This is a genomic window from Pseudomonas fildesensis (assembly GCF_001050345.1).
Lineage (GTDB): Bacteria > Pseudomonadota > Gammaproteobacteria > Pseudomonadales > Pseudomonadaceae > Aquipseudomonas > Aquipseudomonas fildesensis.
In genome coordinates this window covers 50,827-71,957 of record NZ_LFMW01000008.1, presented here as the reverse complement: position 1 = coordinate 71,957, position 21,131 = coordinate 50,827, and the positions used below count along the sequence as shown (strand labels likewise).

Below are 21,131 nucleotides of genomic sequence, written 5' to 3'. Positions count from 1 at the left end.
GTGCGAACACCGCAGGCCCCTTGTGGGAGGGGACTTGCTCCCGATAGTGTCCTTTTAGACACATCCTGCCAAAAGCCTGCCCATCAGCCTTGCGCGCCCCAATCTAGCCTCTCTAAACACACCAAACAGAGAGGCCAAGGAATGCCTGATCTACCCGCGTCACACCGCCTGCGCATCGGCCGATTCAGCGAGCCGAACCGCATCTACCTCATCACCACCAACACCCACGAACGCATACCGATATTCAGCGACTTTTATCTCGGGCGCCTGGTTGTCTGGCAGATGCGTGTCGCTCAGTACCAAGGGCTGGCAAACTCCCTGGCGTGGGTGATCATGCCGGACCACTTCCATTGGCTGCTTGAACTGCAAAAAGGCTCGCTGGCGGACTTGATGTGCCAGGTGAAGTCTAAAAGCACACGGGCGGTTAACGGCGCAAGCGGGCGCAAGGGGCGGCTTTGGCAGGAGAGTTTCCACGACCGTGCGCTGCGCAAGGAAGATGACTTGGTGAAAATGGCCAGGTATGTGGTAGCCAACCCGTTGCGGGCAGGGTTGGTGGAGCGGATTGGTGACTATCCGTTGTGGGATGCAGTTTGGGTATAAGGGTAAAACCGAGTCGCCGCTATCGCGAGCAAGTCGATTCGTCCCATCGCCCGTCCCACATTTTGATCGGCTTTCATCATGACAACGCGGTCGAAAGTGGGAGGAGGCTTGCTCCCGATAGCGATGGGTCAGCTAATGCATATGTAGCTGAAAGACCGCTATCGCGAGCAAGTCGAATCGTCGCACCGCCCCTCCCACATTTGGATTGCATTTCAGGCAGCCAGTTTACCGCTGGCGATGGCGGCAGAGGCGGCCACCATCGCCCGCAACAACACCGCACACCCCGCCGCCAGATCATCCGGTGCGGCGTTTTCGATTTCGTTGTGGCTGATTCCACCTTCACACGGCACAAAGATCATCCCCGCCGGGCCGAGTTCGGCGACGAAGATCGCGTCATGCCCTGCCCCGCTGACGATGTCCATGTTCGACAGGCCCAACCCATTCGCTGCATCGCGCACAGCGTCCACGCAGCCTTTGTCGAAATACAACGGTGGAAAGTCAGCCGTGGGCTCCATTTCAAAACTCAATCCATGTTTGGCGCAGGTCTCATCAATCACCTTGCGAACTTCTGCAATCATCGAATCCAATCGCGCCGGCTCCAGGTGACGAAAATCCAACGTCATGCGCACTTCACCGGGAATGACATTGCGTGAACCGGGATAGGCCTGCAGGCAACCGACAGTGCCACAGGCGTGCGGCTGATGCCCCAACGCCGCTGCGTTCACCGCAGCCACCACCGCCGCCGCGCCCACTAATGCATCCTTGCGCAGATGCATCGGCGTCGGTCCGGCATGGGCTTCAACACCGCGCAGTTTCAGGTCGAACCATTTCTGCCCGAGCGCGCCGAGCACCACGCCGATGGTTTTCTTCTCGTCCTCCAGAATCGGCCCTTGTTCGATATGCGCTTCGAAATACGCACCGACCTTGTGCCCACTCTCAGGACGGGTTCCCGCATAGCCAATCGCATTCAGCGCATCCCCTACGCTGACCCCCTCCGAGTCAACCTTGGCCAGGGTATCGGCCAACGTGAATTTCTCGGCAAACACCCCAGAGCCCATCATGCACGGCGGAAAGCGCGAGCCTTCCTCGTTGGTCCACACCACGACTTCCAGCGGCGCCTCGGTTTCCACCTTGAGGTCGTTGAGGGTACGCAGCACTTCCACACCGGCCAGCACGCCGAAGCAACCATCGAACTTGCCGCCAGTGGGTTGTGTGTCGATATGGCTGCCGGTCATCACCGGTGGCAGGTTGGGATTGCGCCCAGGGCGACGCGCGAAGATATTGCCGATGCCGTCGATGGTCACCGTGCACCCCGCCTCCTCGCACCATTGCACGAACAGGTCGCGGGCCTTGCGGTCGAGGTCGGTGAGGGCCAGTCGACAGACGCCGCCCTTGGGGGTGGCGCCGAGTCTGGCCAGGTCCATCAGGGACTGCCACAAACGGTCGCGGTTGATGTGCTGATGGGTCGATTGCAGAACGTCCAGGGCAGCGTTCATGGGGATCTCCTCAGGCTGTTTCTTATGGTGCGTCATACGCATTTTTATAGGCGCTGGCTTGCCGGCGATAACAACCTCAAGGCTTGCGCCGGGACCACTGGCTTGAACGCCGGCAAGCCGGCTCCTGCACAGGGTTATGAGGGGGTTTTCACTGCCAGTGCTTGCGCCCCTCGCTTGGCATTCAGGCCGTAATACAACAAACCGCCCAACGCCGAACCGGTAAACCAGCCGTAGCTGTAGAACCAGCTGAACGCATCACTGCCCAACGACAGCAAGGTCAGCGCCACCGGCACGCCAAAGGCAAGAAAACCGGTCCAGTTCCACGCCGGGTACACGTCGTCGCGGTACAGGCCGGCCAGGTCCAGTTGCTGTTTGCGGGTGATGAAGTAGTCCACCACCATGATCCCGGCGATCGGCCCCAACAGGCTTGAGTAGCCCAGCAACCAGTTGGAATACACGGTCTCCAGGCTCACATCCGAGACGATCAACCCGAGTTTTTTCAGCAGCTCATGCCCCATCAGCGCCAGCCCGACCAGGCCGGTGAGGATCACCGCCGTGGTGCGGTTGATCAGTTTGGGGGCAATGTTCTGGAAGTCATTGGTGGGCGAGACGATGTTCGCCGCCGTGTTGGTGGACAAGGTGGCGACGATGATCAGCGCCATGGCCACGGCCACCCACACCGGGCTCTGGATGTGCCCGATCAGGGTGACCGGGTCGGACACGCTGACGCCCACCAGTTTCACCGACGCCGCGGTCATGATCACGCCGAGGGCGGCGAACAGGAACATGGTCAGCGGCAAGCCGAAAACCTGCCCGAGAATCTGGTCCTTCTGGCTTTTGGCGTAGCGGCTGAAGTCGGGAATGTTCAGCGACAAGGTGGCCCAGAAGCCCACCATCGCGGTAAGGCCCGCCATGAAGTAACCGGTAAGGCTCGCGCCTTCGGGACGCTTCGGAGGAATCGCCATCAATTCGCTGAGTGAAACATTGGGCATCGCCCACACCAGCAGGCCGATGCCCACCGCGACCAACAGCGGTGCCGATAGGGTTTCCAGGCGTTTGATTGACTCGGCGCCGCGCAGCACTACCCATAAATTCAGGGTCCAGAAGACCATGAAACCGATCACTTCACCGGTGCCGCCGAGGGATTTCCAGCCCTCGAAAATCGAACCAAGAAACAGGTGAATCGCCAGGCCGCCGAACATGGTCTGGATCCCGAACCAACCGCACGCCACCAGCGCCCGAATCAAACACGGCACGTTGGAACCGAGGATGCCGAACGACGAGCGCAGCAGCACCGGAAACGGAATGCCGTACTTGGTGCCGGGGAAGGCGTTGAGGGTCAGGGGGATCAGCACCACGATATTCGCCAGCAGGATCGCCATCAGCGCCTCGCCCACCGACAACCCAAAATACGCAGTGAGTACGCCGCCCAACGTGTAGGTGGGCACGCAGATCGACATGCCGACCCACAGCGCAGTGATGTGCCACTTGTTCCAGGTGCGTTCGTGCACCTTGGTCGGCGCCATGTCGTGGTTGTAGCGAGGGCTGTCGAGGACGTCGGGACCGGCGTCGAGTTCGTACAGGCCGTTGCGTTCAATGACTTGCGATCTGTTCTGTTGCATGGCCGCTCCACGGTTTTTTCGAATTATTTTTGCTCACCTGCGAGGTTAGTGCAGGTGGCCGGAGTACCTCATAAACAACATGACATCACGGGCCCGGCCAGTCGCCATTGCACTCAATAACCGTGCCGACGACACACCTTCAACCCGCACCGCTTATATAACTCGCTGATGTTTATCAGCTTTATCGCATCAACCGATTGAGCTTTCGGTACTTGCCGCGTTACTCAGGCTGGGTATCGCGGAAGTTGTCCGAGCCCTCAGGACTCAATCTGGTGCACCACAATTATTTTTATTTCCCGCCCCCGTCAAGAGGCACGTCTCAAGCGTCTGATTTGCAATAAGAAATGTTGCTCATATTGAGAACCTGTCAAGTGCGTCAAAATGGTGAGCTGCCGCTACATTTTGGTGATTTTTGTTTTTTATCCTTATAAATTAATATATTAATAACTATATAAGCTTATAAAAAATCTTCTTGCTCATTCGAAAAACTCAGTCTAGTTTCTATTCCTGTCACCGATGACAGGTTTTAACCAAACCTTCGGTGAGAAGAATGACAACACTTAGAACTGGCACAAGCCGGTCAAGCCTGTGAGGAACTCGACATGTCGCTGTTGATCCGTGGCGCCACCGTTATTACCCATGATGAAAGTTACCGCGCCGATGTTTTATGCGCAGGCGGCCTGATTCGCGCCATTGGCACGGACCTGGATATTCCCGCCGGCACTGAAATACTCGACGGCAGTGGCCAATACCTGATGCCCGGCGGCATCGATCCCCATACCCATATGCAACTGCCCTTCATGGGCACCGTGGCCAGTGAAGACTTTTTCAGTGGCACGGCGGCAGGTTTGGCGGGGGGCACCACGTCAATTATCGACTTTGTGATTCCCAACCCGCAGCAATCGCTGATGGAAGCGTTTCATCAGTGGCGCGGCTGGGCCGAAAAGTCCGCTTCGGACTATGGTTTTCACGTCGCTATCACCTGGTGGAGCGATCAGGTGCGCGAGGAGATGGCCGAGTTGGTCAGCGATCACGGCATCAATAGCTTCAAGCACTTCATGGCCTACAAGAACGCGATCATGGCGGCCGATGACACGCTGGTCGCCAGCTTCGAACGCTGCCTGGAGTTAGGCGCAGTGCCCACCGTGCATGCGGAAAACGGCGAGTTGGTGTATCACCTGCAACGCAAATTGATGGCCCAGGGCATCACCGGGCCGGAGGCGCATCCGCTGTCGCGCCCGTCCCAAGTCGAAGGTGAAGCCGCCAGCCGTGCGATCCGCATTGCCGAGACCATCGGCACGCCGCTGTACCTGGTGCACGTGTCCACCAAAGAAGCACTGGATGAAATCACCTATGCCCGCGGCAAGGGCCAGGCGGTGTACGGCGAAGTGCTTGCCGGCCACCTGCTGCTGGACGACAGCGTCTACCAGCACCCCGACTGGCAAACCGCCGCCGGCTACGTGATGAGCCCGCCGTTCCGCCCACGCGGGCATCAGGAAGCGCTGTGGCATGGCCTGCAATCGGGCAACCTGCACACCACCGCCACCGACCATTGCTGCTTCTGCGCCGAGCAAAAAGCCGCCGGCCGTGACGACTTCAGCAAGATCCCCAACGGCACTGCCGGTATCGAAGACCGCATGGCGCTGCTGTGGCATGAGGGGGTCAACACCGGGCGCCTGTCGATGCAGGAATTTGTCGCGCTGACCTCCACCAACACCGCGAAGATCTTCAACCTCTACCCGCGTAAAGGTGCAGTGCGCGTGGGTGCCGATGCGGATCTGGTGCTGTGGGACCCCGAGGGTACGCGGACCATTTCCGCCAAGACCCATCATCAGAAAGTCGACTTCAACATCTTCGAAGGCAAGACCGTACGCGGCGTGCCGAGCCACACCATCAGCCAGGGCAAGCTGGTCTGGGCCGATGGCGACCTGCGCGCCGAACGCGGCGCCGGGCGGTATGTGGAACGGCCGGCGTATCCATCGGTGTTTGAGCAGTTGAGCAAGCGGGCGGAGCGTTCCAGGCCGGTTGCTGTGAAACGCGCCCCCCTGTGATCGTTCCCACGCTCTGCGTGGGAATGCAGCCAGGGCGCTCCGCGCCCACAAGAGCGGACGCAGAGCGTCCAGTGAGGCATTCCCACGCAGAGCGTGGGAACGATCGCCCAAAATGCCCGCCAGAGGCAATCCAAAAAAAACCGTGAGGCCAACACCGTGATCCAGACCCTGACCCACCTCCCCCATCCCCATGAAGACGGGGCGACCCTCGCCAGCCATTTCACCGACCTGGCGCCGCCCCTCAACGCCCGGCAGGCGCAATTGGAAGCCTCACGCTGCCTGTATTGCTACGACGCGCCGTGCGTGAATGCGTGCCCCAGCGAGATCGATATCCCGTCGTTTATCCGCAATATCCACACTGAAAACGTGCAAGGTGCGGCGCAGAAAATTCTGTCCGCCAACATCCTCGGCGGCAGCTGTGCGCGGGTCTGCCCCACGGAGATCCTTTGCCAGCAGGCTTGCGTGCGCAACAACGCCGAAGAATGCGCCCCCGTGCTGATCGGCCTGTTGCAACGTTACGCCATCGACAACGCGCACTTCAGCGAACACCCCTTCCAGCGTGCCGCACCTACCGGCAAACGCATCGCCGTGGTCGGCGCCGGCCCAGCCGGTCTGGCATGCGCCCATCGCGCCGCCTTGCACGGCCATGACGTGGTGATTTTCGAAGCCCGGGAAAAAGCCGGCGGCCTGAATGAATACGGGATCGCCAAGTACAAACTGGTGGATGACTTCGCCCAGAAGGAGCTGGATTTTCTGCTGCAAATCGGTGGCATCGAAATTCGTCACGGCCAACGCCTGGGCGACAACCTGACCTTGAGCGAACTGCACCAGCAATTCGACTCAGTGTTCCTTGGCCTCGGCCTCGCCGCCAGCAAGCAACTCGGCTTGCCCCATGAGGACGCGCCCGGCCTGCTCGCCGCCACCGATTACATTCGCGAACTGCGCCAGGCCGATGACCTCAGCCAACTGCCCCTGGCCGACCGCTGCATCGTGCTCGGCGCCGGCAACACCGCCATCGACATGGCTGTGCAAATGGCTCGCCTCGGCGCCCGCGATGTGAACCTGGTGTACCGCCGCGGCCTGGCGGAGATGGGCGCGACCGGCCATGAGCAGGACATCGCCAAGGCCAATCAGGTGCGCCTGCTCACCTGGGCTCAACCCGAAGAAGTCCTGCTGGACGATCAGGGCCGTGTGCGTGGCATGCGCTTTATGCGTACGCACATGGAAAACGGTCGCCTGCACCCCACCGGCGAAACCTTCGAACTGGCCGCCGATGCGATCTTCAAGGCTATCGGGCAACGTTTTGACGGCGAGGCACTGCACGACCCGCTGGCCCAGCAACTGCACCGCGTGGGCGAGCGCATTTTCGTCGACGAGCACCTGCGCACCAGCATCCCCGGGGTGTACGCCGGCGGCGACTGCGTCAGCCTCGGCCAGGACCTCACCGTTCAAGCGGTGCAACACGGCAAGCTGGCCGCCGAAGCCATGCACGCCCAACTCATGCTCAACGTGGAGGCTGCGTAATGGCCGATCTCTCGATTGTCTTCGCCGGTATCAAAGCCCCCAATCCGTTCTGGCTGGCCTCCGCGCCGCCCACTGACAAGGCCTACAACGTCGTCCGCGCGTTTGAAGCAGGCTGGGGCGGCGTGGTCTGGAAAACCCTGGGTGAAGACCCGGCGGCGGTCAACGTGTCGTCACGCTACTCCGCGCACTTCGGCGCCAACCGTGAAGTGCTGGGCATTAACAATATCGAGCTGATCACCGACCGCTCCCTGGAGATCAACCTGCGGGAAATCACCCAGGTGAAAAAGGACTGGCCGGACCGCGCGCTGATCGTGTCGCTGATGGTGCCCTGCGTTGAAGAGTCGTGGAAAAACATCCTGCCGCTGGTGGAAGCCACCGGGTGCGACGGTATCGAGCTGAATTTCGGCTGCCCCCACGGCATGCCCGAACGCGGCATGGGCGCGGCGGTAGGCCAAGTGCCCGAGTATGTGGAAAAGGTGACGCGCTGGTGCAAGACGTATTGCTCGCTGCCGGTGATCATCAAGCTCACGCCCAATATCACTGATATTCGTGTGGCGGCGCGTGCGGCGTATCGCGGTGGCGCGGATGCGGTGTCGCTGATCAACACCATCAATTCCATCACCAGTGTGGACCTGGAGCGCATGGTCGCGCTGCCGATGGTGGGCACCCAGAGCACCCACGGCGGCTATTGCGGCTCGGCGGTGAAGCCGATTGCACTGAACATGGTCGCCGAAATCGCCCGCGACCCGCAGACCCAAGGCCTGCCGATCTGCGGGATTGGCGGCATCGGCAACTGGCGCGATGCGGCGGAATTCGTCGCCCTGGGCTGCGGCGCGGTGCAGGTGTGCACGGCGGCGATGCTGCATGGGTTTCGCATCGTGGAAGAGATGAAGGATGGGCTGTCGCGGTGGATGGACAGTCAGGGCTACAAGAGCTTGCAGGAGTTTTCCGGGCGGGCGGTGGGCAATACGACCGATTGGAAGTACCTGGATATCAATTATCAGGTGATTGCGAAGATCGACCAGGCCGCCTGTATTGGCTGCGGGCGTTGCCATATTGCCTGTGAGGACACGTCGCACCAGGCCATCGCAAGTTTGAAGCAGGCGGATGGGACGCATAAGTACGAGGTGATTGATGATGAGTGCGTGGGGTGCAACCTGTGCCAGATCACCTGCCCGGTGGCCGATTGTATCGAGATGGTGCCAATGGACACGGGCAAGCCGTTTTTGAATTGGACGCAGGATCCGCGTAATCCCTACCGGGAGGCGGTGTAGTCCTGTAAACCGCTATCGGGAGCAAGCCCCCTCCCACAGTTGACCGTATTCCTCCAGAAAAAATGCGATCAACTGTGGGAGGGGGCTTGCTCCCGATAGCGCCCTCAGCCTCACCCCAAACGTCAAGGCTCCAACCCAATCCCGCGCAATATCACCCCCGTCACCGTCTGAATCGCCCTCTCAAACTGCATATCCGACAACGGCTGGTGATCATTCAAAATCTTCACCTGGTGATCAAAGTCGGCATAGTGCTGGGTCGACGCCCAGATCATATACAGCAGGCTCGACGGCTCCACCGGCAGGATGCGTTTGTCTTCCACCCATTGGCGAATCTTCGCTTCCTTCATCTTGGCCCAGTCGTACAGGCTTTCGTCCAGCGCCTCACCGAGGGTGGGTGCGCCGTGGATGATTTCATTGGCCCAGACTTTCGAGCCATACGGCCGCGTGCGGGAGCGCTGCATCTTGGCGCGGATGTAGCTGCTGAGCACCACACGCGGGTCATCGAAGGTTTCGAAGCTCAGGGCGTCCTGCTTCCACAACTCCAGCAGGTCGAACAGTACCGCGCTGTACAGCTCGCTTTTGGTGGTGAAGTAGTAATGCAGGTTGGAGCGCGGCAGTTGCACTTCTTCCGCGATGTCGGCCATGGCGGTGCTGCCATAGCCCTTCTCGGCGAAGATTTTCTCCGCCGCCAGCAGGATTTTTTCGACGTTGACCTGACGAATTCCGATCTTGTGATTGCCCATAAGGGCTCCCTGACAAAGACATAACCCGAAGACTACCACCGCTCTAGATCGGGGCGACAGGCGCAGTCGAAACTTCGTACACTGCCCGCTCCTACCCATTGATTGGTATTGCGCAATGTTGATCAAGAAAACCCTGACCACCGTCGCCCTGCTCGCTTCCCTGCTCGGCGCCTCGGCGGCGTTTGCCCATGCCCACCTCAAGAGCTCGGAGCCTGCGGCAGACAGCAGCGTCGCCGCACCAAAAGATCTGCGCCTGACCTTCAGCGAAGGCATCGAAGCCACTTTCACCAAAGTGTCCCTGAGCAAGGACGGCACCGAAATCGCCATCAAGGGCCTGGCAACCCCGGACGCCGACAAGAAAACCCTGGTGGTAACGCCCGCCGCCCCGCTGGCCGCCGGCAACTACAAAGTGGTGTGGAACGCCGTCTCGGTCGACACCCACAAGAGCAACGGTGAATACAGCTTCAAGGTCGGCCAATAATCCATGGCGACGCTGCTGTTGCTGTGCCGCTTCCTGCATTTCATCGTCGTGCTGTTGATGTTCGGGGCCTGCGTGTTCAGACCCTGGCTACTGGGCACCGGGCCGCAGCCGACACTGGACCGGCACCTGCTGCGCATCACCCGTGGCTTGGCGTGGCTGGGGCTTGCTTGCGGGGTAGCGTGGTTATTGTTGATCACCGCCAGCATGGCCGGCACCTGGGAGGCAGCCCTGCAACCGGCCACCGTGCAGTTGGTGCTGGGCAAGACCTTTTTTGGCCAGGTATGGACCTGGCATCTGTTGCTGAACCTGCTGCTGGTGATCGCACTGATCAAACCCTGGCCGGCTCTGCGCCTGCCATTGATCGCGCTGCTACTGGCCACCCTGGCACCGGTGGGGCATGGCGCCATGCTCAATGGGCGGAGCGGGCAATTGCTGATCCTCAACCAGATCGTGCACCTGGTATGCGTGGGCGCGTGGCTCGGTGGGTTGTTGCTGCTGGTGTTGGTCCTCAGGCAGTCGAACGACTACCCGCTGGAGCCGATCCTCAGGCGCTTCAGCGGCGTCGGTTACGGCCTGGTCGCCGGCTTGCTGGTGACCGGTTTGATCAACGTGCGCGTGCTGACCGGGCAACTGTGGCCCACACCGTTGTTCACGGGTTTTGCCTTGATCCTGTTGATCAAGGTACTGCTGGTGCTCGGTATGTTGGCGTTGGCGCTGCTGAACCGGTTGCGTATCGAACGCTGTGAACAACGGCTGGGCACCCTGAAAGCCAGCGTGATGCTGGAATGGCTACTGGGCGTTTGCGCAGTAGCCGCTGTTTCCCTCCTCGGTACCCTCCCGCCAATGGTCCTGGCCGGCTGAAACACCCCCAAAATGTAGAAGCCCGGCTTGCCGGCGATGGGGCCATCAACCCTTGCGCAAACGCCAAAACCGTCATCACCGGCGAGCCGGGTTCCTACAAAGGAGGCATGCGCCCTCCGGAGGTTATCGTACAACTTCTAGTTGACAATCCTCGGAAACCCCGTAAATATTCGCTCAAATGTTGTACGACAACGTATAACGAATAATAAAAACAACAAAAAAAGGGAGCTTCACTGTGAGTTATCTCGCCCGCAATTCCTCCTCGCGTCTCGGTCTTATCGGTCTCAGTAGCCTGGCGTTCACTCTGCCCTTCACCGTTCAAGCCGAAGGCTTTATCGATGACGCCAAAGCCACGCTCACTTTGCGTAACGCCTACTTCAATCGCAACTTCACCAACCCGTCCAACCCCCAGGGCAAGGCAGAGGAGTGGACGCAAAACTTCATTCTCGACGCCAAATCCGGCTACACCCGGGGCACCGTGGGTTTTGGGATTGATGTGCTGGGCCTGTACTCGCAAAAGCTCGACGGCGGCAAAGGCACCGGCGGTACGCAACTGCTGCCGATCCACAACGATGGCCGCCCCGCCGACAACTTCGGCCGCCTCGGTGTGGCACTGAAAACCAAGCTGTCGAAGACGGAGTTGAAAGTCGGCGAGTGGATGCCGGTGCTGCCGATCCTGCGCTCCGACGATGGCCGCTCCCTGCCCCAGACCTTTCGCGGCGGCCAGGTGACCTCCAGTGAGATCGCCGGCCTGACGCTTTACGGCGGGCAGTTTCGTGGCAACAGCCCGCGCAACGACGCGAGCATGGAAGACATGTTCATGAACGGCAAAGCCGCGTTCACCTCGGACCGCTTCAACTTCGGCGGCGGCGAATACACCTTCAACGACAAGCGCACCCAGGTCGGCGTGTGGTACGCCGAATTGAGCGACATCTACCAGCAGCAGTACTTCAACCTGAACCACAGCCAACCTGTGGGCGACTGGACCCTGGGCGCTAACCTCGGTTTCTTCAACGGCAAGGAAGACGGCAGCGCCCTGGCCGGCGACCTCGACAACAAAACCGCATTCGCCCTGCTCTCGGCCAAATACAACGGCAACACCTTCTATGTGGGCCTGCAAAAGCTCAGCGGCGACAGCGTGTGGATGCGGGTTAACGGCACCAGCGGCGGCACCCTGGCCAACGACAGCTACAACGCCAGCTACGACAACGCCAAGGAAAAATCCTGGCAGGTGCGCCATGACTTTAACTTCGTGGTGCTCGGCGTACCCGGGTTGACCCTGATGAACCGCTACATCAGCGGCAGTAACGTACACACCGGGGCGATCACCGATGGCAAGGAATGGGGTCGCGAATCGGAACTGGCCTACACGGTGCAGAGCGGTGCGTTGAAGGACCTGAACGTTAAGTGGCGCAACTCGACCATGCGTCGGGATTTCAGCAATAACGAGTTCGATGAAAACCGGATCTTTATCAGCTATCCGATTTCACTGCTTTAAGGGCCGTCCAGTAAACCTTGTGGCAAGCGGGTTGGTGGGTTGGTGGACTTGTGGGCTTGTAGTGGCGAGCGGGCTTGCCCCGCGTTGGGCTGCGAAGCAGCCCCAATAAGAACGCCGCATTCTTTCAGGCAGAACGCAGCGTTAGGTCTTGGGGCCGCTTCGCAGCCCAACGCGGGGCAAGCCCGCTCGCCACTGCAAGCCCGCTCACCACTACAAGCCCGCTCGCCACAGAAAGCCCGCTTTGCCACAAGATCATCACCGAGCGTTGACAACCCGGGGAATCCCTACCGATACTTCCATCCAGTCATACGACAACCTACAACAACAATGGAACTCCCATGACCACGACCACCACCCCGACTGTTCCATTCAACCGCCTGCTGCTCACCGGTGCCGCCGGCGGCCTGGGCAAAGTCCTGCGCGAACGCCTGCGCCCTTACGCCCACGTGCTGCGCTTATCTGACATCGCCGACATGGCTCCCGCTGCCGACGCATCCGAAGAAGTACAACCCTGCGACCTCTCCGACAAGCAAGCCGTGCATCATCTGGTGGAAGGCGTCGACGCCATCCTGCACTTCGGCGGTGTCTCGGTGGAGCGCTCCTTTGAAGAGGTGCTCGGCGCGAATATCAGCGGCATCTTCCATATCTACGAAGCCGCCCGCCGCCATGGCGTGAAGCGTGTGATCTTCGCCAGTTCCAACCATGTGATCGGTTTCTACAAGCAGACCGAAACCATCGACGCCCACTCCCCGCGCCGTCCCGACAGTTACTACGGTCTGTCCAAGTCCTACGGCGAAGACATGGCGAGTTTCTACTTCGACCGCTACGGCATCGAGACCGTGAGCATCCGTATCGGCTCCTCGTTCCCCGAACCGCAGAACCGCCGGATGATGCACACCTGGCTGAGCTTCGACGACCTGACCCAACTGCTCGAACGCGCGCTGTATACGCCGAACGTAGGCCACACCGTGGTCTACGGCATGTCGGATAACCTCGACACCTGGTGGGACAACCGCTACGCGGCACACCTGGGTTTTACCCCCAAGGACAACTCCGAAGTGTTCCGCGCCCAAGTCGAAACCCAGCCACCGGTGGCCGCCGACGACCCGGCCAAGGTCTATCAGGGCGGTGCTTTCTGCGCCGCTGGACCGTTCGGTGACTGACGCCAGACCAACCCAAGGGAGTGAGTGGCCATGACCGCTGAATTGATTGTCGACGCCCGCAATGCGGTGGGTGAATGCCCGGTGTGGGTGCCTGAGGAAAATGCCCTCTACTGGGTAGATATCCCCAACGGTGGCCTGCAACGCTGGAGCGCCGCCACCGGGCATATTGCAGTGTGGAAAGCCCCAGAAATGCTCGCCTGCATTGCCCGCACCCACTTGGGCAACTGGGTCGCTGGAATGGAAACCGGCTTTTTCCAGCTCACCCCGCACAACGATGGAAGCCTCGACACTACGCCGCTGGCCGGTATCGAGCACCCACGCCCGGACATGCGCCTGAATGACGGCCGCTGTGATCGCCAGGGCCGTTTCTGGGCCGGCAGCATGGTGTTGAACATGGGCGCCAATGCGGCCGAGGGCATCCTCTACCGTTATGCGGCAGGCGTGGCGCCCCATGCCCAGCTGAACGGGTTTATCACCCTGAACGGCCTGGCCTTCAGCCCCGATGGCCGCACGATGTACGTCTCGGACTCGCACCCGTTGGTGCAGCAAATCTGGGCGTTCGACTACGACACCGAAACCGGCACGCCGTCCAATCGCCGCCTGTTCGTCGACATGCACGCGCACCCCGGTCGCCCCGACGGTGCCGCCGTCGACGCCGATGGCTGCTACTGGATCTGCGCCAACGACGCTGGCCTGATTCACCGCTTCACCCCCGACGGTCGCCTGGACCGCTCCCTGAGCGTGCCGGTGAAAAAACCCACCATGTGCGCCTTCGGCGGCAGTCGCCTGGACACCCTGTTTGTCACCTCGATCCGTGATGACCAGAGTGAGCAATCGCTGTCCGGTGGCGTATTCGCCCTCAACCCCGGCGTCCAAGGACTGCCCGAGCCCTGCTTCATCCTCTAGCTGCATCGCTGTGCCTTGAATACAAAAATAACAAGACAGGAGACGCACCTCATGGACTTCAAACGCACCTTGCTCGCCGCTGCACTCCCTTTCACCCTCGCACTCAGCAGCGCCGCCCAGGCGCTGGAAATCAAGTTCGCCGACATCCACCCCGCCGGCTACCCCACCGTCGTCGCCGAAGAAAACATGGGCAAGGCCCTGACCAAGGAAAGCAACGGCGAACTGACCTTCAAGTACTTCCCGGGCGGGGTCCTGGGCTCCGAGAAAGAAGTGGTCGAACAGGCCCAGGTCGGCGCGATCCAGATGACCCGCGTCAGCCTCGGCATTGTCGGCCCGGTAGTGCCGGACGTGAACGTGTTCAACTTGCCGTTCGTGTTCCGCGACCAGGCGCATATGCGCAAGGTCATCGACGGCGCGATCGGCGACGAGATCCTCGCCAAGATCACCGACTCCGAGTTCGGCCTGGTGGCCCTGGCCTGGATGGACGGTGGCACGCGTAACCTCTACACCAAGAAGCCGGTGCGCAAGATCGAAGACCTCAAGGGCATGAAGGTTCGCGTGCAAGGCAACCCGCTGTTCATCGACGCCTTTAATGCGATGGGCGCCAACGGCATCGCCATGGACACCGGCGAGATCTTCAGCGCCTTGCAGACCGGGGTGATCGACGGCGCGGAAAACAACCCGCCGACCCTGCTCGAACACAACCATTACCAGAACGCCAAGTACTACACCCTCACCGAACACCTGATCCTGCCCGAACCCATCGTGATGTCGAAAATCACCTGGAACAAACTCACCCCCGCGCAACAGGTCATGGTGAAAAACGCTGCCAAGGCCGCCCAGGCTGACGAGCGCGTGCTGTGGGATGCCAAGTCCGCCAGCAGCGAAACCAAGCTCAAGGCCGCCGGTGTCGAGTTCATCACCGTCGACAAAAAACCCTTCTACGACGCCACCGCAGCGGTTCGCGCCAAGTACGGCGCGCCTTACGCCGACATCATCGCGCGCATCGACGCCGTTCAATAACCTCTGCCGCCCCTCCCATAAGGCCCGGCGCGGTCGGCTGCTCATACGCAGAGCCGCGCCCGGTTACGGTGAACGCCATGAAGAATTTACTGCTGCGCATCAACGACCGTATCTACATGACCTGCATCTGGGTCGCCGGCCTCTCGGTCCTCGGGGTCGCGCTGATCATTCCCTGGGGCATCTTCGCCCGCTACATCCTCGGCACCGGCTCCAGCTGGCCGGAACCCACCGCCATCCTGCTGATGCTGGTCTTTACTTTTATCGGCGCCGCCGCCAGCTACCGGGCAGGCGCGCATATGTCGGTGGCAATGATCACTGACCGCCTGGCGCCGCAGCAACGCCGCATCGTCGGCATCGTTTCCCAACTGTTGATGGCGACCATCTGCCTGTTCATGACGATCTGGGGCAGCAAGCTGTGCCTGTCGACCTGGAACCAGTTCATGAGCGCTATACCCACCCTGCGCGTGGGCATCACCTACATGCCAATCCCGATTGGCGGGCTGCTGACCCTGGTGTTCGTGCTGGAAAAACTCCTGCTGGGCGACCAGAGCCAACGGCGCGTGGTGCGCTTTGACCTGGTTGAAGAAAGCGAAGGGGCTGCCTGATATGGACGCATTGATTCTGTTGGGCAGTTTTATCGCCTTGATCCTGATCGGCATGCCGGTGGCCTACGCCCTCGGGCTGTCGGCGCTGATTGGCGCGTGGTGGATCGACATTCCGTTCCAGGCCCTGATGATTCAGGTGGCGGGCGGGGTGAACAAGTTTTCGCTGATGGCGATTCCGTTCTTCGTGTTGGCCGGGGCGATCATGGCCGAGGGCGGCATGTCGCGGCGGCTGGTGGCGTTTGCCGGGGTGCTGGTGGGTTTTGTTCGCGGCGGTTTGTCGTTGGTGAACATCATGGCCTCGACGTTTTTCGGCGCGATCTCCGGCTCGTCGGTGGCCGATACCGCCTCGGTCGGCTCGGTGCTGATCCCGGAAATGGAACGCCGTGGCTATCCGCGCGAATTCGCCACGGCGGTGACCATCAGCGGCTCGGTGCAGGCGCTGTTGACCCCGCCCAGCCATAACTCGGTGCTCTACTCCCTGGCGGCCGGCGGCACGGTGTCCATCGCCTCGCTGTTCATGGCCGGCGTGGTCCCCGGTTTGCTGATGAGCGCGTGCCTGATGGTGCTGTGCCTGATCTTCGCCAAGAAGCGCGACTACCCCAAGGGCGAAGTGATTCCCCTCAAGCAGGCGCTGAAAATCTGCGCCGACGCGCTGTGGGGCCTGATGGCCATGGTGATTATCCTCGGCGGCATCCTCTCGGGTATTTTCACCGCTACCGAATCCGCCGCGATTGCCGTGCTGTGGGCGTTCTTCGTGACCATGTTCATCTACCGCGACTACAAATGGAGCGAGCTGCCCAAGCTGATGCACCGCACGGTGCGCACTATTTCCATCGTGATGATCCTGATCGCCTTCGCCGCCAGCTTCGGCTACATCATGACCCTGATGCAGATCCCGGCGAAGATCACCACGATGTTCCTGACCCTGTCGGACAACCGCTACGTGATCCTGATGTGCATCAACGCCATGCTGCTGTTGCTCGGCACGGTGATGGACATGGCGCCGCTGATTTTGATCCTCACGCCGATCTTGCTGCCGGTGATTCTGGGGATTGGCGTCGACCCGGTGCACTTCGGCATGATCATGCTGGTCAACCTCGGCATCGGCTTGATCACGCCGCCGGTGGGCGCTGTGCTGTTTGTGGGTGCGGCGGTGGGCAAGGTAAGTATCGAGAAGACCGTGAAGGCGCTGCTGCCATTTTATGGCGTGCTGCTCCTGGTGCTGATAGCCGTCACCTACATACCGGCGCTGTCGTTGTGGTTGCCCGGCCTCGTCCTTTAACTGATCGTTGATGATCGTTGATCGTTCCCACGCTCGACTGATGATCGTTCCCACGCTCTGCGTGGGAATACCGCCCTGGACGCTCTGCGTCCGCTCTTAAAGGTCGTGACGCGGAGCGTCACTGGATGCATTCCCACGCGGAGCGTGGGAACGATCTTCAACGATCATCACGCCAAGCGTGGGTACGATCAGCCGATCAGCGGAGTAATGATGATTGAACTTGAAGATAACCTGACCCACCTCACCTTGAGTCCGGCCGTGGGCGGCAGCATCGTCAATTGGACGGTGCGCGCCACCGGGCAGCCGTTGCTGCGCCATAACGATGAACAGGCGATCCATAGCGGTTTGCCGGGCAAGCTGGGGTGCTATCCGTTGGTGCCCTGGTCCAACCGGGTTGCCAAAGGCGGTTTCGACAACCCTGACGGTTGGCTGGCACTCAAGCCCAACAGCCTGACCGATCCGCTGCCGATTCATGGCTCTGCCTGGCAGCAAGCGTGGCAGGTGGTCAGCCAGTCGGCGGATGAGGTGCTGCTGGCGGTGGTGTGTGACACGCCGTTCGCCTATCGCGCCGAGCAGCGTATTCGCTTGAGCGACGGGGCGTTGCGTATCGAGTTGCGGGTGACTCATCTGGCCGAAAAAGCGGCGTGGCATGGGGTGGGGTTGCACCCCTACTTTCCGCGTCGGTCGGGTACCCGGTTGCAGGCCAAGGCCGCACAGGTGTGGATGAGTGATGCGTCCAAGCTGCCGACGGGGTTGGCGCCGGTGCCGGGCGAGTGGGATTTCCAGGGATTGAATACCCTGCCTGAGGGCCTGGTGGACAACGGGTTTTGCCAGTGGGACGGGTATTGCCGGATCGAACAGCCGGAATTGGGTTACGCGTTGGAATGCCAGGCCAGCGGGGCTGATTACTTCTTGCTGTACTGCCCGCCGGGGCTGGAATTCTTTTGCATCGAGCCGGTGAGTCATCCGGTGAATGCGCATCACCTGCCGGGCAGGCCGGGCTTGACGCTGTTGGAACAAAACCAATCAACCCATCTCAATTTCAACCTGAAATACAGACCACTGTAGGCGCTCGGTTTTTGTGGCGAGGGAGCTTGCTCCCGCTCGGGTGCGCAGCGCCCGCAAGCTTTTTGGGGCCGCTTCGCAGCCCAGCGGGAGCAAGCTCCCTCGCCACAAAAAGCATTCCCACAGTTTGATTTGTGTTGTGTCAGTGATGTCAGGGTGGCGAGTTTTTCAGGCGCCCTGCGGTGTCGATACTCACCACCACCGACAACCCCGGCCGCAGCCGCTCGCTCTGTGCCTGATCCGGGTCAACCGTAATCCTTACCGGCACCCGCTGCGCAATCTTCACAAAGTTGCCAGTGGCGTTGTCCGCCTGCAACAGGCTGAACTCCGACCCGGTCGCCGGGGAGATATGCTGCACCGTGCCGTGAAACTTGCGGTGGTTCAGCGCATCGACGGTGAAGGTCACCGGCTGGCCGACCTGCACATTGTCCATTTGGGTTTCTTTCATATTGGCGATCACCCACAGCTGCTTCGGCACCAGGGCCATCAGCTGCGCGCCGGAGTTGACGTAGGCGCCTAGGCGCACGCCAATCTGCCCCAGTTGGCCGTCACGCGGCGCGGTGATGCGGGTGTTGGAGAGGTCGATACGCGCCAGCTCCACCGCCGCATCGGCACTCGCGACAGCCGCTTCCAGGGAGCCGCGATTGACGATCACGGTCTGCAGATCCTGCCTGGCGATTTCCAGGCTGGCCTGGGCTTGGGCCACGGCAGCCACAGTCTGTGCATTCGCAGCGCGGGTCACGTCCAGCTCGCGTTTGGACACCGAGCCGTCGCTGATCAACGCTTCATTGCGGCGCAGGTCCGCAGTGCTTTTGCGCGCCTGGGCCTGGCTGTCCACCAGCGCGGCCTGGCGCAGTTTGATCGTCGCTTCGGCGCTGTTGCGTTGCTGCACCACATTCGCCAGCGAGGCCTTTTGCACGGCCAGTTGCGCCAGGGCCTGGTCGAGGCGTTGCTTGTAGATGCGGTCATCCAGGCGCACCAGCAGGTCGCCGGCCCTGACGTACTGGAAGTCCTGCACCGGCACCTCGAACACGTAGCCGCTGAGCTGCGGGCCGATGATCGTTACCTGCCCACGCACCAGGGCGTTTTCAGTGGTTTCCACCGCGCTGCTGAACGGCGGCAATTGCCAGGCATACAGCACGATGAGCACGCCGACGATGGCGATCGCGGCAAAGCCCAGGGACGAGAAGATACGCACCCGCAACGGCCGCAGCTCGGTGGGCACGGCGCCGGGTGGCGTGCTGCCTTCCGGTGTGGAAGCGATGGCGGTGGTGGTAGTGGTCGAAGGTTCGGTCATGAAGTAGCGCCGCTGGGTTGAACGGGAGTGGCTGCTTTGGTGGTACTCATCAGCCACAGACTGCGGATAAAGATCCAGATCATGGTCAGGATCGCGATGATCGCGATCAGCATGAAAACATCGTTGTAGGCCATTACATTCGCCTCACGGGTGGCGGCCGTCGCGAGGCTGCGAATGCCCATGAGGTTGCGCAACTCCGGGTCGGCGATGATGCCACCGTATGCCGAACCGCCGCTCTGCACCCGCGCCGCCACGCGTGGGTCGAGCAGGGTCAGGTGCTCGACGATCATGCTGGAGTGGAACTTCTCGCGCACGATCTGAAAGGTACCGAGCAAGGCCGCACCAATCAGGCCGCCGAGGTTCTGGCAAATCCCGAACATCACCGAGAAGCTCACCAGGTTGCGCGGGTTGGTCAGCACGTTTTTCGTCCCCAGCACCATGGTCGGCCCCAGAAAGAAGGTGCCGCCAAAGCCTAGCAGGAACTGACTGATGTACAGGTTCTGCGGGCGGGTGAGGTTGCTGGAGAAGCTATCCATCACCGAGCCGGTTGCCATCAGCGCCAGGGAGATGACCAACGGCATCAGCAAATGCGCCGGATTGATCGTCAACGCGCTGACCACCAGCCCGGCAATCGCCCCCGCCAGCATCACCACGTACAGCGTGTGCATTTGCTGGTAACTCATGTTCAGCATCTGCATGAAGCCGACAGCGCCGGTGGACTGCTCGGACAGCACCATGCGAATCAGGATCACTGCCAGCGCCAGGCGGATCATCGTGCCGCTGCCCAGCCAACGGGTCATCAGCATCGGGTTGGCGCGATTATGTTCGATGGCCAGGCCGGCCATGATCAACACCAGGGAACAGGCCGAGGCCACGCCAATCCAGGGTGCTTCCAGCCACCAGTCGATACGCCCCAGGGACAGCACCGCGCACAGCAAAGCGACGCCAGTAGCGAGGATGGCGAAGGTGAGGAAGTCGAGTTTCTCGAAGGTTTTGAAGCGGTCACCGGGTGGCAGCTTGAGCAGGAACACGCAGCCCAGGCAGATCAGCGCCATGCCCAATTCGAACAGGTACAAACCGCGCCATTCGGCGATTTGCAGCAGGTCTTCGGAGAACAGCCGCGCCAGGGGCAAGGCCAACTGCGCGGTACCCAAGCCCAGCACCAGGGCCTTCAGTCGCCATTTGGCCGGGAACGCCTGGATCATGTAGTACAAGCCCAGGGAACTCAGCGCCGCCCCCACCATGCCGTGGGCCGCACGCACAGCGATGGCTGAGTTGAGGTCGTTGACGAACAAGTGGCCGAAGGTCACCAGCGCATACAGCACCAGGAACACCTCGGTAAATGCGCGCAGGCCGAACTGCTGGCGAAACTTCACCAGCAGCAGGTTCATGCACACGTTGGTCATGACATAGGCGGCGGGCAGCCAGGCCATTTCGGCGGTGGTCGCGCCCAGGGCGCCTTGCAGGTATTGCAGGTTGGCGATGACCAGCGCATTACCGAGGCCGCCGGTGATTGCCACCAGCACGCCGACCAGCGCGTACAGCCAGCGTTTGTGGGTGGGGTGCAACGGCGTCGACGGCGAGCCCGGCAGGCTCGGACGCTCGTGGGGCTGCCAGGTGCGGGGGGTGTATTTATCCAT

Annotated in this window: 18 protein-coding genes; 13 read left to right on the top strand and 5 right to left on the bottom strand. The window is 61.1% G+C overall.

Going from position 1 to position 21,131, the window contains the following annotated elements; genetic code table 11:
- The first annotated feature begins 141 nt into the window (after positions 1 to 141).
- Positions 142 to 600 carry an REP-associated tyrosine transposase gene (locus ACR52_RS14110; RefSeq protein WP_048725092.1) on the top strand — a complete coding sequence of 153 codons (459 nt, stop codon included), beginning with the start codon at positions 142 to 144 and terminating at the stop codon, positions 598 to 600.
- Positions 601 to 812: 212 nt separating this feature from the next.
- On the opposite strand, the gene ACR52_RS14105 is transcribed toward ACR52_RS14110, so the two are convergent.
- The gene (locus ACR52_RS14105; protein WP_048725090.1) at positions 813 to 2,096 is read right to left on the bottom strand and encodes a Zn-dependent hydrolase; all 1,284 of its coding nucleotides are present in this window, start codon (positions 2,094 to 2,096) and stop codon (positions 813 to 815) included.
- Positions 2,097 to 2,230: 134 nt separating this feature from the next.
- Positions 2,231 to 3,718: an NCS1 family nucleobase:cation symporter-1 gene (locus ACR52_RS14100; RefSeq protein WP_048725087.1), complete on the bottom strand. Its 1,488-nt coding sequence runs from the start codon at positions 3,716 to 3,718 to the stop codon at positions 2,231 to 2,233.
- 602 nt (positions 3,719 to 4,320) lie between these two features.
- Here ACR52_RS14100 and hydA point away from each other — a divergent pair.
- From hydA to preA, 3 genes are all read left to right on the top strand, one after another.
- Entirely contained in the window at positions 4,321 to 5,769 is a 1,449-nt protein-coding gene (gene hydA / locus ACR52_RS14095) for a dihydropyrimidinase (protein ID WP_048725085.1), read from the top strand.
- A 156-nt stretch (positions 5,770 to 5,925) separates the two neighbouring features.
- Complete coding sequence (locus ACR52_RS14090) at positions 5,926 to 7,293, top strand: NAD(P)-dependent oxidoreductase (protein WP_048725226.1); 1,368 nt, start codon at positions 5,926 to 5,928, stop codon at positions 7,291 to 7,293.
- Complete coding sequence (gene preA / locus ACR52_RS14085) at positions 7,293 to 8,567, top strand: NAD-dependent dihydropyrimidine dehydrogenase subunit PreA (RefSeq protein WP_048725083.1); 1,275 nt, start codon at positions 7,293 to 7,295, stop codon at positions 8,565 to 8,567. Before ACR52_RS14090 ends, preA begins: the two co-directional genes overlap by 1 nt.
- A gap of 122 nt (positions 8,568 to 8,689) precedes the next feature.
- On the opposite strand, the gene ACR52_RS14080 is transcribed toward preA, so the two are convergent.
- Positions 8,690 to 9,310, bottom strand: a complete 621-nt coding sequence (locus ACR52_RS14080; protein WP_048725081.1) for a TetR/AcrR family transcriptional regulator — start codon at positions 9,308 to 9,310, stop codon at positions 8,690 to 8,692.
- Between the two features lie 115 nt (positions 9,311 to 9,425).
- Here ACR52_RS14080 and copC point away from each other — a divergent pair, with 115 nt between their 5' ends.
- The 9 genes from copC to ACR52_RS14035 all read left to right on the top strand — a co-directional run bounded on the left by copC (position 9,426) and on the right by ACR52_RS14035 (position 18,197).
- Entirely contained in the window at positions 9,426 to 9,791 is a 366-nt protein-coding gene (gene copC, locus ACR52_RS14075; RefSeq protein ID WP_048725078.1) for a copper homeostasis periplasmic binding protein CopC, read from the top strand.
- A gap of 3 nt (positions 9,792 to 9,794) precedes the next feature.
- Entirely contained in the window at positions 9,795 to 10,652 is an 858-nt protein-coding gene (gene copD, locus ACR52_RS14070; protein ID WP_048725077.1) for a copper homeostasis membrane protein CopD, read from the top strand.
- Between the two features lie 235 nt (positions 10,653 to 10,887).
- Positions 10,888 to 12,150, top strand: a complete 1,263-nt coding sequence (locus ACR52_RS14065; RefSeq protein ID WP_048725074.1) for an OprD family porin — start codon at positions 10,888 to 10,890, stop codon at positions 12,148 to 12,150.
- A 338-nt stretch (positions 12,151 to 12,488) separates the two neighbouring features.
- On the top strand, positions 12,489 to 13,313 hold the full coding sequence (locus tag ACR52_RS14060; protein ID WP_048725073.1) for an NAD-dependent epimerase/dehydratase family protein: 825 nt from the start codon (positions 12,489 to 12,491) through the stop codon (positions 13,311 to 13,313).
- A gap of 30 nt (positions 13,314 to 13,343) precedes the next feature.
- The gene (locus tag ACR52_RS14055; RefSeq protein WP_048725070.1) at positions 13,344 to 14,219 is read left to right on the top strand and encodes an SMP-30/gluconolactonase/LRE family protein; all 876 of its coding nucleotides are present in this window, start codon (positions 13,344 to 13,346) and stop codon (positions 14,217 to 14,219) included.
- A gap of 51 nt (positions 14,220 to 14,270) precedes the next feature.
- On the top strand, positions 14,271 to 15,242 hold the full coding sequence (locus ACR52_RS14050) for a TRAP transporter substrate-binding protein (RefSeq protein WP_048725068.1): 972 nt from the start codon (positions 14,271 to 14,273) through the stop codon (positions 15,240 to 15,242).
- A gap of 77 nt (positions 15,243 to 15,319) precedes the next feature.
- Positions 15,320 to 15,847, top strand: coding sequence for a TRAP transporter small permease (locus tag ACR52_RS14045; RefSeq protein WP_048725066.1), 528 nt, complete (start codon positions 15,320 to 15,322; stop codon positions 15,845 to 15,847).
- A gap of 1 nt (position 15,848) precedes the next feature.
- Complete coding sequence (locus ACR52_RS14040) at positions 15,849 to 17,129, top strand: TRAP transporter large permease (RefSeq protein ID WP_048725064.1); 1,281 nt, start codon at positions 15,849 to 15,851, stop codon at positions 17,127 to 17,129.
- Between the two features lie 210 nt (positions 17,130 to 17,339).
- Positions 17,340 to 18,197 (top strand): aldose 1-epimerase, encoded by an 858-nt coding sequence (locus ACR52_RS14035; protein ID WP_048725062.1) that lies wholly within the window; start codon positions 17,340 to 17,342, stop codon positions 18,195 to 18,197.
- 148 nt (positions 18,198 to 18,345) lie between these two features.
- Here the strand turns inward: ACR52_RS14035 and ACR52_RS14030 are convergent, their stop codons facing one another.
- Both ACR52_RS14030 and ACR52_RS14025 read right to left on the bottom strand, forming a co-directional pair.
- Positions 18,346 to 19,491 carry an HlyD family secretion protein gene (locus tag ACR52_RS14030; protein WP_048725061.1) on the bottom strand — a complete coding sequence of 382 codons (1,146 nt, stop codon included), beginning with the start codon at positions 19,489 to 19,491 and terminating at the stop codon, positions 18,346 to 18,348.
- A complete protein-coding gene (locus ACR52_RS14025) occupies positions 19,488 to 21,131 on the bottom strand; it encodes an MFS transporter (RefSeq protein WP_048725060.1) in 1,644 nt (547 codons plus the stop codon). The genes ACR52_RS14030 and ACR52_RS14025 overlap by 4 nt, the downstream gene beginning before the upstream one ends.